This is a genomic window from Microtetraspora malaysiensis (genome assembly GCF_050947145.1).
Taxonomy (GTDB): domain Bacteria; phylum Actinomycetota; class Actinomycetes; order Streptosporangiales; family Streptosporangiaceae; genus Microtetraspora_A; species Microtetraspora_A malaysiensis.
Genome location: NZ_CP191998.1, coordinates 1,735,666 through 1,748,965 on the forward strand (window position 1 = coordinate 1,735,666; position 13,300 = coordinate 1,748,965).

Sequence of the window (13,300 nt, forward strand, 5' to 3'; positions counted from 1 at the left end):
TCGGGCCCACCGGCTCCGTGAGCAACCGTTATCGCGGCGTGCTCATCCCCTTGTGGTGATCTGCGGTAGAACGTGACCCTCAGCAGGATTTTCGGCCGCTGCGGGGAGATGCCGACCTCACGGGGGAGCGGAGCCGGTGGAATCGAGAGCTGGAACGGGCGCTTCGCCGAGGAGCTTCGAGATCGACCTCCCCCGCTGGGTGAGCGTGGCGTTCCTGCGCCGGTGGGCGCTGCCGTCCGCCGCGCTCGCGCTCGTCGCGGCGCAGCTGCTCTGGAAGTGGTCGCTGTTCGGCCGCGGCTACTTCTGGGGTGACGACTTCGCCTTCGTGGCCAGGGCCGCCGAGCGCGGCCTCGGGTGGGACTACCTCACCGCGCCGTGGGGTCCGAAGCTGCTGCCCGCCGGGTTCGCGCTCGCGTGGGTCGTCACCCGGATCGACGCGTACGGCTGGGAGCTGGCGAGCGGCGCGCTGCTGGTGCTCCAGGCCGCCGCCTCGTTCGCGATGTACCGGCTGCTGCGGGTGCTGTTCGGGGCGCGGGCGCTGATCCTGGTGCCGTTCGGGCTGTACCTCTTCACGCCGCTGACGCTGCCCGGCCTGCTGTGGTGGGCCGCCGGGCTCGAACAGGTGCCGCTGCAGCTCGCGATCTGCATGGCGCTCGCCGCGCAGGCGCACTACGTGCGCACCCGGCGGGCCCGGCACGTCGTCGCGGTCGCCGGGTGGTACCTGTTCGGGCTGGCCGCGTACTTCCTCAAGGCGGCGGTCGGCATCCCGCTGCTGCTGTTCCTGCTCTCGAGCGCGTACTTCACGGCCGGTCCGTGGCCGCGCGGCTGCTGGACCGCGCTGCGCCGGAACCTGCCCGTCTGGGGCGCGCTCGCCGCGGTCCTCGTTCCCGCGGCCGTGCTGTACGTCGTCCGGGCCGACACCGGCCACCAGCCAGTGGGCCTGCCCGGAGCCGGCGAGACCGCGCTGTTCGCCGCGCGGCTCCTGGGCGAGACCTTCCCCACCACCGCCCTCGGCGGCCCGGACGCCTGGTTCGGCGGGATCGTCGCGCCCTCCTGGTGGGGCGTCGCGCTGGCGTGGGCGGTGCTCGGGCTGTACGCGGCGGCGACGCTGGTCCTGCGGGCGCGGGCGGTGCGGGCGTGGGCCATCCTGCTCGCCTACCTGGTGGTCGTCGACCTGGTCCCGGTGCTGCTCGGGCGCGGCACGTTCGAGGCGCAGGCCCTGGAGCCGCGCTACGTGGCCGACGCCGCCGTCGTCCTCGCCCTCTGCGCCGGCCTGACGATCCTGCCGGTGGGGGAGGAGGCGCGGCCGTACCGCGCGCTGCCGCCGCGCGGCCTCGCCGTCCCGGCGGTCTCGGTCGTGCTGGTGGGCGCGTTCCTCATCGCGTCGTACGTCTCGGCGGACGCGTACACGGCGCAGTTCGCGGCGCAGCGGGCGCGGGCGCGCGGCTACGTCGAGGCGGTCCGGGCCACCCTGGCCGCGGCCCCGGCGACGGCCGACGTCTATCCGCAGTGGCTCCCGGCGGACGTGCTGATCTACGGGTTCGGCGAGAGCAACCTCAGCTCGCACCTGCTCAGCCCGCTCGCCCCGGAACCGCTCCGGGAGCGGATGCGCCACCCGCGCCCCGCCGCCGAGCCGGTGGTCCTCGCCGAGGACGGCCGGAGCCTGGTGCCGCCGCGGATCGTCGGCGGATACGCCGCGCCCGAGCGGGGCAGCCGGTGCTTCCCGCAGGAGGGTGGCACGGTGACGCTCCCCGTGCGGTCCGACGGGGCGTACGCCGTGGCCGGGTTCACCTACGTCGCCGAGCGGGCCACCGCGGCGACGGCCCGGCTCGGGGCGGCGCGGGCCGAGCTCTCCCTGCGCGCGGGGCAGGCGCGGGTCTACTTCCCCGCCACGGGGACGGGCGCCGCGATGACGCTCACCCTGGCGGACCCGTCGGTGGACCTGTGCGTGACCGGGGTGGTGCTCGGGATCCCCGGCCCGAACACCACCCCGTGACCTGAGGGTCCGGCGGCCGGATATCAGCGGGCCACGGCGGAGAACGTGTCGGCGATGTTGCCGTACCCGTGGCCCTTCGGCAGCCAGACGCCGGGCACGTTGGCGATCCAGCTCCGCGCCACCAGCTCCCAGACGTTGCGCGGCCAGCCGAACGGCGTGTCCTCGGTCCAGTCCTTGGACTGCCAGTCGGCGTTGACCTTGGCGACCTTGAAGCCCCAGGCGCCGTAGTTGACCTGCAGGGTGCTGTTGAGCGTGTCGTTGAGCAGCACGGACTGCTTGGCCTGGCTCTTGCCGTCGTCGCCGAGCAGCCAGGCGGCCACGCCGGGGTTGTACCAGTCCATGCCGATCAGCCGGGTCGAGTGGTGCGCGGCCAGCTTCAGGGCGCCGACGACCTGCGGCATGTAGAGGGCGGCCGAGGCGGTGCCCTTGAGCATGCAGCCCGTGTTCGCGCCGCCGTCAGGCGTGATGCAGCCGTAGATGTCCTGCGCGCCGATGCTGACGGTCACGTACCTGACCTTGGCGCCGTGCTCACGCAGGAACTTCTTGGCCGCGGCGAGCTGCGACTTCGCGCCGTCGTACGAGCAGACGCCGCCCTGGACGAAGGACTTGGTGGTCTCGCCGAGGCAGCCGAGCTTGACCAGCTGCAGCGTGGGCTCCTCCGCCCTGAGCTTGGCGTAGAGCTGGTCGGCGTAGCCCTCGTCGGTCGGGATGGTCGCGTTGTCCGGTCCGAGCGGCTGCGCGCCGACGGCGAGGGAGTCGCCGAGGGCGAGGTAGTAGGTCACGTCGTCGGCCTGGGCGGGGGCGGCCGGGGCGAGCGCCAGCAGGGCGGCGCCGACGGCGGTCGTGATCGCGATACGCGGGGGCATCGTGACGTCCTCCTCGGGGGGTGAGCCAAGCTACTGCTTGGTAATGGCGGGAGGGATCGTAACGTGCCCCCGGTGTCGCGAACAGTCCTAATTCACAACGCCCGCGGCGCCCCGGTCACGCTCCGCGGTAAACCGGCGGGCGCTTCTCCCGGAAGGCGAGCGCGCCCTCCTTGGCGTCCTGCGAGCCGATGACCGGCCATCCGATGGCGTCGGAGACCTCCAGCGCCTCGGCCTCGCCCATCCCGAGCGTCTCGCGGTACGTCCGCAGGATCGCCTGGACGGCGAGCGGCCCGCACGCGGCCACCTCGGCGGCCAGCTCGCGGGCGTGCTCCAGGGCCGTGCCGTCCGGGACGACCCGGTTGACCAGGCCCATCGCCAGCGCCTCGGACGCGCTGATCGCCCGGCCGGTGAGCAGGATGTCCATCGCGAACGCGTACGGGATCTGGCGCGGGAGCCGGATGGCGCAGCCGCCCATCGGGAAGAGCGCCCGCCTGGCCTCGAACAGGCCGAGGGTGGCGCTCTCGGCGACGACCCGCAGGTCGGTGCCGACCAGCAGCTCGGTGCCGCCGGCCACGGCGTACCCCTCGACCGCGGAGATGATCGGCTTGGTGGGCAGGGACGCGGTGTCGCGGAGCAGGCCCTTCCAGTGGTAGTCCCCGATCTCCGCGGCCCGGCGGCGGGTCCGCTCGTCGCCCGAGGGCGACCCCATGGCCTTGAGGTCGGCTCCGGCGCAGAACGTGCCGTTCGCGCCGGTCAGGATGCCTGCCCGGACCTCCGGCTCGGCCGAGATGTAGGCCCACGCGTCGGCCAGGCCGACCAGCATGTCGGTCGAGAGCGCGTTCTTGGCCTCGGGGCGGTCCATCGTGACGATCACGACGGGGCCGTCCCTCTCGACCCGGCAGTGCGGCGTGCTGATCGGCAGGAGATCCACGGACACCTCCGCTTAGTCAAGCGCTTGGTCACGCAAGAGAGAACCTGATCCTAGATCGGCCCCGCCCGCCGCCGCCAGATTGACAAATCAAGCGCTTGATCGGCGGCGGTGCCCGGGGTTAGTCTGCCCGCAACGTACTAGAACCGATTCTCGTTTGGCATCGCCGGCCGGGCCAGGGGCCGACCCACAGCCTGGCGTGTTCTGGGGGCAGAAACAGGGGGAGAGACCGCGCCGCGACGGAGTCCTCGGCTCACGGAAGGGCGCGCCGAAACGCACCGGACAGGGAGCATGGAATGGGCTCGCTTGGTTTCTGGAGGATCGCGCAGGCCGACCCGGACTGGATCGCCGCGGTGGATCCGGACGGCACGGAACACCGGGCGGGAGACCTGCTCGCCCGGGCGAACCGTCTGGTCCACGGCCTCCGTGAGCTCGGCCTCCAGCCGGGGGACGGCATCTGCGGACTGGTGCCCAACGGGGTGGACGGCCTGACGCTCTACCTCGCCGCGTTACAGGCCGGGTGGTACTACACCCCCGTCAACTGGCACCTGACCGGACCCGAGATCGGCTACATCGTCGCGGACAGCGAGGCCAAGGCCTTCTTCGTCGACGAGCGGTACGCGGCCGAGGGGACGAAGGGCGCCGAGGAGGCCGGCATCGCGCCGGAGCGGTGCTTCGCCTTCGGCCGGGTCGAGGGGTTCCGCCCGTTCGCCGAACTGATCGACGGCCGCCCGGACAGCCTCCCCGAGAACCGCACCGCCGGCGCGACCATGCACTACACCTCGGGCACGACCGGCCGCCCCAAGGGTGTGCGGCGGCCGCTCAGCGGCGCGGACCCGGACGACTCGGCCGAGCTCCTGTCGTTCCTGCTCGGGTTCTTCGGCATCACGAGCGGACGGCCCAACGTCCACCTGGTCACCTCGCCGAGCTACCACACCGCCGTCACGCAGTTCGGCGGCACCGCCCTGCACATGGGGCACACCCTCGTCTACATGGACAAGTGGGACGCCGAGGAGACCCTGCGCCTGTGCGAGAAGTACCGGGTCACCAACTCCCACATGGTCCCGACGCACTTCAAGCGGCTGCTGACGCTGCCCGAGGAGACCCGCCGCGCGTACGACCTGTCCTCGCTGCGGTGGATGATCCACGCGGCCGCGCCCTGCCCGGTCCCGGTCAAGCTCCAGATGCTGGAGTGGTGGGGTGACGTGATCTACGAGTACTACGCGGCCACCGAGGGCGGCGGCACGGTCGCGACCCCCGAGGACTGGAAGAAGCACCCGGGCACCGTGGGCAACGCCTGGCCGATCAGCGAGATCCTCATCGTGGACGACGACCTGCGTGAGGTGCCCGTCGGCACCCCGGGCACCGTCTACATGAAGATGGCCGGCTCCGGCTTCGAGTACAAGGGCGACGCGGCCAAGACCGAGGCGGCCCGGCTGCGCGACCACTTCACGGTCGGGGACATCGGCTACCTCGACGAGGACGGCTTCCTGTTCCTCTGCGACCGCAAGGCGGACATGATCATCTCGGGTGGGGCGAACATCTACCCCGCGGAGATCGAGAACGAGCTGCTGGTCCACCCCAAGGTCGCCGACGCCGCCGTCTTCGGCATCCCGGACGACGAGTGGGGCGAGCAGATCAAGGCCATCGTCGAGCCCGCGCCCGGCGCCACCCCCGGACCCGAGCTGGCCGCCGAGATCCTCGACTCGCTCAAGGGCCGGCTGTCGAAGATGAAGTGGCCCAGGAGCATCGACTTCATCGACGAGATGCCGCGCGAGCCGAACGGCAAGCTGCTCAAGCGCAAGCTCCGCGCCCCCTACTGGGAAGGCAGGGATCGTGCCATCTGACCCGCCGTCCGCTTTACCCGCCGGCACCCCGGCCGCCGGGCCCGACCCGCTGGAGGCCCGGCACGTGCTGGAGTTCCCCGGCGGCTACACCCGCAGCACCGGCCCGGTCATCGGCCGCTTCCTCACCGAGCTGCGCGACCGGCGCATCGTCGGCGTCCGCACGGCGGGAGCCCGGGTGCTGGTGCCTCCCCTGGAGTACGACCCGGACACCGGCGAGGCCGTGACCGGCGAGTACGTCGAGGTCGGGCCGGCCGGCACCGTCCAGGCGTGGGCGTGGGTGCGCGCCCCGCGCGCGGGCCACCCCCTTGACCGGCCGTTCGCCTGGGCCACGATCAGGCTGGACGGCGCGGACACCTCGCTCGTCCACGCCGTGGACGCGGGCGCCGCCAAGGCGATGCGGCCCGGGCTGCGGGTCCGGCCCCGCTGGCGGGAGCGGCCCTCCGGGAACATCACCGACATCGAGTGCTTCGTCCCCGAGGTCACCATGATCAACGCGCCGGTGCGGGCGGAGTACCGGGTGCGCCCCGGCGCGGCGCTCACCCGCTTCTTCACGAAGATCAAGGATGGCGTCATCCTCGGCGGCCGGTGCGCCACGTGCGACCAGGTGTACGTCCCCTACCGCACCTCCTGCCCGTCCTGCGGGGTCCTGATCCAGGAGGAGCGGGAGGTCTCCGACACCGGCACCGTCACGACTTTCGCCATCAACAACCTGCCCGACCCGCGCGCCCCCGAGGTGCCGTTCGTCTCCGCGTACATCCTGCTCGACGGCGCCGACATCCCGATGATCGCTCTGGTCGGCGGCGTCCCCGCGCACGAGGTGCGGCAGGGGATGCGGGTGCGCGCCGTCTGGGTGCCTCCGGAGGAACGCACGATGTCCATGGCCAACATCAGGTGGTTCGCCCCCACCGGCGAGCCCGACGTCGACCTCTCCGCCGACGTGCCGGGAGGTGGGGTGTGATGCGCGACGTCGCCGTCGTGGCGTTCGCCCAGACCGCGCACACCGGACACAACACCGGCCTGACCGAGGCCGAGACGCTGCATCCGGTGATCGAGGAGGTCCGCCGGGCGACCGGGCTGTCGCGGTTCGGCTTCACCTGCTCGGGCTCGTGCGACTACCTCACCGGCGCGCCGTTCTCCTTCGTCTCCGCCCTCGACGCGCTCGGCGCCTGGCCGCCGATCAGCGAGAGCCACGTCGAGATGGACGCCGCGTTCGCGCTGTACGAGGCGTGGGTCCGGCTCCAGCACGGCGACATCGACTCCGCCCTCGTCTACGGCTTCGGCAAGTCGTCGACCGGCGACCTGCGGGAGGTCATGACGCTCCAGCTCGATCCGTACTATCTCGCGCCGCTCGGCCTCGACCAGGTCTCCTACGCCGCCCTGCAGGCCGCCGCCCTCGGCGGTGACCGGGCCGAACTGGACGAGATCGTCCGGCGCAGCCGCGCCGACGGCCGGGCCAACCCCCACGCCCTCGACCTGCCCGACCCCTCCGGAACGGAGTACGAGGTCGAACCGCTCCGGCCGTACGACATCGCGCCGATCACCGACGGGGCCGCGGCGGTCGTGCTGGCCGCCGGCGACCTGGCCAGGGAACTGGCCGAGACCCCGGCGTACATCGGCGGCATCGCGCACCGGATCGAGCCGCACTACCTCGGGATGCGCGACCTGTCCAGGTCGCCGTCGGCGGCGGACGCGGCCCGCGCGGCGGGCGTCGGCAAGGGGCCGGTGGACGTGGCCGAGCTGCACGTGCAGTTCAGCCACGAGGAGCCCATGCTGCGCGCGGCGCTCGACCTGCCCGAGGACACCGTGATCAATCCCTCGGGCGGGCCGCTCGCCGCCAACCCCGTCATGGCGGCCGGGCTGATCCGCCTCGGCGAGGCCGCGCGGCGGATCCTCGACGGCCGGGCCCGCCGGGCCGTCGCGCACGCGACCTCGGGGCCCTGCCTCCAGCAGAACCTTGTCGCCGTGCTGGAGTCGGCGCCCCTGTCCGAGGAAGGAGCCCGTCGTGGGTGAACGCTGCGCCGTCATCGGTGTGGGACAGACGCGCTACACGACCAAGCGCACGGACGTCTCGATGGCCGGGCTGGTCCGCGAGGCCGCCATGCGCGCGCTCGACGACGCCGGGCTGACCTTCGCGGACATCGACGCGGTCGTCGTCGGCAAGGCCCCGGACATGTTCGAGGGCGTCATGATGCCCGAGGCGTACCTCGCCGACGCGCTCGGCGCCGCGGGCAAGCCCATGACGCGGGTCCACACGGCGGGCTCGGTCGGCGGCTCCACCGCGCTGGTCGGCGCGTCCCTGATCCAGGGCGGCGTCCACGACCGCGTGCTCGTGGTGGCGTTCGAGAAGCAGTCGGAGTCCAACGCCACCTGGGCGCTGTCCACGCACCTGCCGTTCGGCGCCTCGCTGGTCGTCGGCGCGGGCGGCTACTTCGCCCCGCACATCCGCGAGTACATGCGCAGGTCGGGCGCGCCCGACCACATCGGCGCCCTCGTCGCCGTCAAGGACCGGCGCAACGCGCTGAAGAACCCGTACGCGCACCTGCGCATCCCCGGGATCGACCGCGCCATGGTGGAGTCCACCCCGATGCTCTGGGAGCCGATCCGGTACCTGGAGACCTGCCCCTCCTCCGATGGCGCGTGCGCGATCGTGCTGGCGTCGGAGAAGGCGGTCACCGGGACGCCCGCCTGGATCCACGGCGCGGCCATGCGCTCCGAGCCGCTCACGCGCGCCGGGCGGGAGACCGTCAGCCCGCAGGCGGGCAAGGACTGCGCCGCCGACGTCTACCGCCAGGCGGGCGTCACCGACCCGCGCAGGGACATCGACGTCGCCGAGGTCTACGTCCCGTTCTCCTGGTATGAGCCGATGTGGCTGGAGAACCTCGGCTTCGCCCCCGAGAACGAGGGATGGAAGCTCACCGAGGCCGGATGCACCGCGCTCGACGGCGACATCCCGTGGAACCCCTCCGGCGGAGTGCTGAGCTCCAACCCCATCGGCGCGTCCGGGCTGATCCGGTTCGCCGAGGCCGCGCTGCAGGTGCGCGGCATGGCCGGAGAGCACCAGGTCGAGGGCGCCGCCACCGCTCTCGGCCACGCGTACGGCGGAGGCGCCCAGTTCTTCGCCATGTGGATCGTCAGCAACCGGAAACCCTAAACGGCAGGGAAGGTCCCCGCGATGGAGTTCAACCACGCCGACCTGTTCGAGGGACTCGCCGACGCGGTGGGGGACCGCACGGCGGTCGTCTGTGGCGACGAGCGCGTCACCTACGCCGACCTGGACCAGCGGGCCAACCGGCTGGCCCACCACCTGGCCGCGCACGGGATCGGGCCCGGCCGGCACGTCGGGCTCCACCTCTGCAACGGGGTGGAGTACGTCGTCGGCCTGCTGGCCGCGCTGAAGATCCGCGCGGTGCCGGTGAACGTCAACTACCGGTACGTCGAGTCCGAACTGCTCTACCTCTACCGCGACTCCGACATCGCGGCGCTCCTGTTCGACGTGGAGTTCGACGACCGGGTCGCGGCCGTCGCCCCGGACGCCCCCGAACTGCGCCACCTCATCGCGGTCGGCGGCGACTCCCGCGTGCCGGGCGCGGTGCCGTACGACACGGCGCTGGAGGGGAGCCCGCCCACCCGGGGCTTCCCGCCGCGCTCCGGCGACGATCTCTACATCATCTACACCGGCGGCACGACCGGCATGCCCAAGGGGGTGATGTGGCGGGTCGAGGACCTCTTCATGGCCTTCGGCGCCGGCAACCCGTACGGCGAGCCGGTGAAGACGCCGGAGGCGCTGATCGAGCAGGCCAGGAACGCCGGCCCGCTGGTCATGATGGCGGCGGCCCCGCTGATGCACGGCGCGGCCCAGATGGCGACGTACATCGCCTGGTGGTTCGGCGGGACCATCGTCTACACCCGGAAGTTCGACGCCGCCGACGCCCTGCGCGCGATCGAGCGCAACGGCGTCCTCACCGTCAACCTCACCGGCGACGCGATGGCCCGCCCGCTCGCCGAGGAGGTCGCGTCGGGCTCCTACGACCTGTCCGCGCTCGGCGTGATCAGCTCCACGGGCGCCATCCTGACCGGGGCGGTCCGCGACCGCCTCCAGGAGGTGCTGCCGCACGTGATGATCGTGGACAACTTCGGCTCCACCGAGTCGGGGTACACCGCGTCCGCGCTGTCCGACTCCTCGCCCGAGTCCGGCATGAAGTACCAGCCCAACACCAACTCGACGATCGCCGTGCTCGACCACGCGCTGCGCCCGGTCAAGCCGGGATCCGGCGAGATGGGCACGGTGGCCAAGGCCGGACGGATCGCCACCGCCTACTACAAGGACCCGGAGAAGTCGGCCCGCACCTTCGTCACCGACGAGAACGGCACCCGCTGGCTGCTGACCGGCGACCTCGCCCTGGTGGAGGAGGACGGCACCATCCGCGTCTTCGGCCGCGGCTCCCAGTGCATCAACACGGGAGGAGAGAAGGTCTTCCCCGAGGAGGTCGAGGCGGTGCTCAAGGGCCACCCGGCGGTGTTCGACGCCGTGGTCACCGGCATCCCCGACGAGCGGTGGGGCTCCCGGGTGGCCGCCGTCGTCCAGCCGTACGAGGGGACCGCCCCGACCCGGGAGGAACTCGACGCCTACTGCCGGGAGCGGCTGTCGGGCTACAAAGTGCCCCGTACATACGCGTTCGTGGACGAGATGGTCCGCTCGCCCGCGGGCAAGGCCGACTACCGGTGGGCCAAGGAGACGGCGGCACGCGCCGTCGCCACCTGAACCGGGCGCGCTCGGCGCGGCTCAGAGCTTCCTGGCGCCCTCGCCCGCCAGGGCGGCCACCGCGCCGAGCCCCAGGTACACGACACCGCTGCCCACGTCGATCCGCCGCCGGGCCCGGGCGGAGCGCCGCAGCCGCCCGGCGAGCGCCGAGGCGAGCAGCGCGTACGTGCCGTCGCTGGCCATCCCGAGCACGATCCAGATCACGCCGAGCAACACGATCTGCGGCGCGATCGGGCCCCGCGCGGGGTCGGCGAACTGTGGCAGGAACGCCAGGAAGAAGATCGCCGTCTTGGGGTTGAGCACGTTGACCACGAACCCCTCGGCGAAGAGCCGGGTCCGCGACGCCCGCTCGATCGCGGGCTCCTCGCCCTCCGGGGCCCGGGCCATCAGCTTCCGTACACCGAGGTAGACGAGGTAGGCCGCGCCGACGTACTTCACGATCGTGAACGCGGTGGCCGAGGCGGCGAGCACGGCGCTGATGCCGAGCGCGGCGGCGACGACGTGGACCACGGAGCCCGCGTGTACGCCGAGCACCGAGACCAGACCTGCGGACCTGCCCTGGGCGACGCTGCGGGTCACGATGTAGACCACGGCCGGGCCGGGCACGATGAGCAGCGCCATGGTGGCCGCCGCGAAGAGAAGGAGAGTGGTGATCTCGGGCATGGAGCGGAGCATAACCACGCACCCCACCCCCGCGACATCCCGTTTTCCCGCCCCTTGAGACGCCGCCCCGGCACCCGTCGCGGCTCAGACGGGAACGACCCTCGCCCGTACCCCGGGCAGATCGTCGAAGGCCGCCGAGGAGTCCATCGTGATCAACGTTCGCGCTGTGGCGGCGGCGGTGGCAGCGATCTGCAGATCGTAGGCCCCGCGCGGCTTGCCTTGTCGCCGGACATGCGCCATGAGCCGCGCGTGGACTCGCGCGACGTCCGTTGTGTACTCCTCGACTGGAATCAGTGCAAGGACCTCGTCGACGAAGGACTGCCGACTCTGGCGGTGGGCCATGTCAGCGACGGAGCCTCGCGCCGCGACCGCGACCAGCACCCGGAGCCCTACGGGATCGAGCATCGTCGCCCCCTGACGGATCAAATGGAAATATCAACCCCATCTATATGAAACCGCGAAAATCTCTGTTGGACTGATGAATGCCGGGCCCGCGACCCTGGAGCGCATGACAGATCTTCGCGATGTCCTGCGCGCCCGGACGCTGCTCGCCCCCCACCTGCCCGAGACGCCGATGTGGTCCTATCCCGTGCTGAACGCGGTCGCCGGGGTCGAGGTGCACGTCAAGCACGAGAACGTCCAGCCGACCGGCGCGTTCAAGGTCCGCGGCGGCATCACGCTGCTGGCCCGGATGGAAGGTCGATCGACGGGCGTGCTGACGTACTCCACCGGCAACCACGCCCAGTCCGTGGCGTACGCCGCGCGGCTGTTCGGCGTCCCCTGTTCCATCGTGATGCCGGAGAACCCCAACCCGGCCAAGGTCGCGGCGGTGGAGGCCCTGGGCGCGACCGTCGAGATCGCCGGCGCGACCATGGTGGAGGCGGCCGGGCACGCGCGGGAGAGCGCCGTGCGGCAGGGGGCGCGGCTGATCAGTCCGGCGGACGAGCCGGACATCATCGCCGGGGTCGGCACGCTCTACCTGGAGATCCTCGCCGGGCGGCCCGACCTCGACGCGATCTTCGTCCCGGTCGGATCGGGCACCGGTGCGGCGGCCGCCTGCGTGGTCGCGCGGGCCGTCGCGCCCGGCTGCCGGGTGATCGCGGTCCAGTCGGCGCAGGCGCCCGCGGCGTACGACTCCTGGCGTCTCGGCGAGGCCGTTCGGCGGCCGGTGAAGACGACCGTCGAGGGGCTGGCCACCGGATCGGCCTTCGCCCTCCCGCAGGACATCATGCGCGCGGACCTCTCGGACTTCACGCTGGTCGGCGACGACGAGATCAACGCGGCGCAGCGCCTGCTGCTCACCCACGCGCACACCCTGTCGGAGGGGGCGGGCGCCGCCGCGCTGGCCGGGCTGCTCGCCCGCCGCGACGAATTCGCCGGGCGGAAGGTCGCCGTGGTCTGTACGGGGGCCAACGCGGGTCCCGCCGAGCTCGCCCGCCTGTTGCCGAGCTGACCGAGGCCCGGAACCGAACCGGCCCCGCTAACCGAGGTCGCCGCGGGTGGCCTCCTCGGCCTCGCGCAGGCTCTGCCGGGTGAGTTCCAGCTCGGAGGTCAGCTCGTCGAGCGCCGCCGTGCCGCCGTCCACCGCCGAGGTGGCGGTCATCGCCGACATCTCGATCACTCGCGCCACCAGGCCCTCCAGGCTGATCGCGCCGGACTCCAGGCGGGCCAGGATCCGTCCGCGCGCGGCCGTCAGCCGGTCGAACACCTCCTGCTGCGCGTTCAGCGCGGCGATCGACCGGTCCAGTTCGCCCGCGACGTCCGGCGTGGCCGCCCGGCGGGCCTGGTCGAGCCGCGCGCGCTCCTGCCTGAGCTGGCGCGGGTCGAAGCGGGCCAGAGCGGCGCCGGTGACCGAGGCCTGCCCGGCGAGCCGCCGCAGCGTCGCGACGGTGTCGTCGACCTGCGGCGCCATCGCGGCGATCCGGTCGAGCAGGATCTGGCCGCGCATCGAGGCGGTCAGGTCCGCGAACGAGCGGGCGGCCCGCTCGGCCCGCCGCAGCCACCCCTCCTCCGGACTGCCCTTGGTGACCGGCGGCGGTTCCGGCTCGTCCCGGCGGCGTTCGCCGCCCGTGGACACCCACGCGGAGGCGAACGACTTGGCCAGCCACACCGCGGCCCCGACGCCCGCCGCGGCGGCGGGGGGCACGTTGACGGCCCAGGCGGCCCCGCCCGCGGTGGCGCCGATGAGGAGCGCCCAGGGGTCGCGGAGCTCGTCGGTGAAACGGGACACGGGAGGGC

The 13,300-nt window shown here is 72.6% G+C and carries 12 protein-coding genes; 7 read left to right on the forward strand and 5 right to left on the reverse strand.

Features of this window, described 5'->3' with window-relative positions; genetic code table 11:
• Window positions 1-136: 136 nt before the first annotated feature.
• Window positions 137-1,996 carry a hypothetical protein gene (locus ACQP1V_RS08505; RefSeq protein WP_433420589.1) on the forward strand — a complete coding sequence of 620 codons (1,860 nt, stop codon included), beginning with the start codon at window positions 137-139 and terminating at the stop codon, window positions 1,994-1,996.
• 23 nt (window positions 1,997-2,019) lie between these two features.
• On the opposite strand, the gene ACQP1V_RS08510 is transcribed toward ACQP1V_RS08505, so the two are convergent.
• Window positions 2,020-2,862 carry an SGNH/GDSL hydrolase family protein gene (locus ACQP1V_RS08510; protein ID WP_433420591.1) on the reverse strand — a complete coding sequence of 281 codons (843 nt, stop codon included), beginning with the start codon at window positions 2,860-2,862 and terminating at the stop codon, window positions 2,020-2,022.
• 115 nt (window positions 2,863-2,977) lie between these two features.
• A complete protein-coding gene (locus ACQP1V_RS08515) occupies window positions 2,978-3,793 on the reverse strand; it encodes a crotonase/enoyl-CoA hydratase family protein (protein WP_387408547.1) in 816 nt (271 codons plus the stop codon).
• Between the two features lie 293 nt (window positions 3,794-4,086).
• Here ACQP1V_RS08515 and ACQP1V_RS08520 point away from each other — a divergent pair, with 293 nt between their 5' ends.
• Genes ACQP1V_RS08520 through ACQP1V_RS08540 form a run of 5 tightly spaced genes read left to right on the forward strand, consistent with a single transcriptional unit; the run spans window position 4,087 to window position 10,399 of the window.
• Complete coding sequence (locus ACQP1V_RS08520) at window positions 4,087-5,637, forward strand: acyl-CoA synthetase (RefSeq protein ID WP_433420594.1); 1,551 nt, start codon at window positions 4,087-4,089, stop codon at window positions 5,635-5,637.
• A complete protein-coding gene (locus ACQP1V_RS08525) occupies window positions 5,627-6,595 on the forward strand; it encodes a Zn-ribbon domain-containing OB-fold protein (RefSeq protein WP_433420597.1) in 969 nt (322 codons plus the stop codon). The genes ACQP1V_RS08520 and ACQP1V_RS08525 overlap by 11 nt, the downstream gene beginning before the upstream one ends.
• Window positions 6,595-7,647, forward strand: coding sequence for a lipid-transfer protein (locus ACQP1V_RS08530; RefSeq protein ID WP_433420600.1), 1,053 nt, complete (start codon window positions 6,595-6,597; stop codon window positions 7,645-7,647). Before ACQP1V_RS08525 ends, ACQP1V_RS08530 begins: the two co-directional genes overlap by 1 nt.
• Window positions 7,640-8,788: a thiolase domain-containing protein gene (locus ACQP1V_RS08535; RefSeq protein ID WP_433420603.1), complete on the forward strand. Its 1,149-nt coding sequence runs from the start codon at window positions 7,640-7,642 to the stop codon at window positions 8,786-8,788. Before ACQP1V_RS08530 ends, ACQP1V_RS08535 begins: the two co-directional genes overlap by 8 nt.
• Window positions 8,789-8,809: 21 nt before the next feature.
• A complete protein-coding gene (locus tag ACQP1V_RS08540; protein ID WP_433420605.1) occupies window positions 8,810-10,399 on the forward strand; it encodes an acyl-CoA synthetase in 1,590 nt (529 codons plus the stop codon).
• A gap of 21 nt (window positions 10,400-10,420) precedes the next feature.
• On the opposite strand, the gene ACQP1V_RS08545 is transcribed toward ACQP1V_RS08540, so the two are convergent.
• Window positions 10,421-11,062 carry a LysE family translocator gene (locus ACQP1V_RS08545; protein ID WP_387408552.1) on the reverse strand — a complete coding sequence of 214 codons (642 nt, stop codon included), beginning with the start codon at window positions 11,060-11,062 and terminating at the stop codon, window positions 10,421-10,423.
• Window positions 11,063-11,146: 84 nt separating this feature from the next.
• Window positions 11,147-11,467, reverse strand: a complete 321-nt coding sequence (locus ACQP1V_RS08550; protein ID WP_433420608.1) for a hypothetical protein — start codon at window positions 11,465-11,467, stop codon at window positions 11,147-11,149.
• A 103-nt stretch (window positions 11,468-11,570) separates the two neighbouring features.
• On the opposite strand from ACQP1V_RS08550, the gene ACQP1V_RS08555 reads away from it, so the two are divergent.
• Complete coding sequence (locus ACQP1V_RS08555; protein ID WP_433420611.1) at window positions 11,571-12,515, forward strand: threonine ammonia-lyase; 945 nt, start codon at window positions 11,571-11,573, stop codon at window positions 12,513-12,515.
• A 27-nt stretch (window positions 12,516-12,542) separates the two neighbouring features.
• Here ACQP1V_RS08555 and ACQP1V_RS08560 read toward each other — a convergent pair whose 3' ends face one another.
• On the reverse strand, window positions 12,543-13,292 hold the full coding sequence (locus ACQP1V_RS08560) for a hypothetical protein (RefSeq protein WP_433420613.1): 750 nt from the start codon (window positions 13,290-13,292) through the stop codon (window positions 12,543-12,545).
• Between the last annotated feature and the right edge of the window lie 8 nt (window positions 13,293-13,300).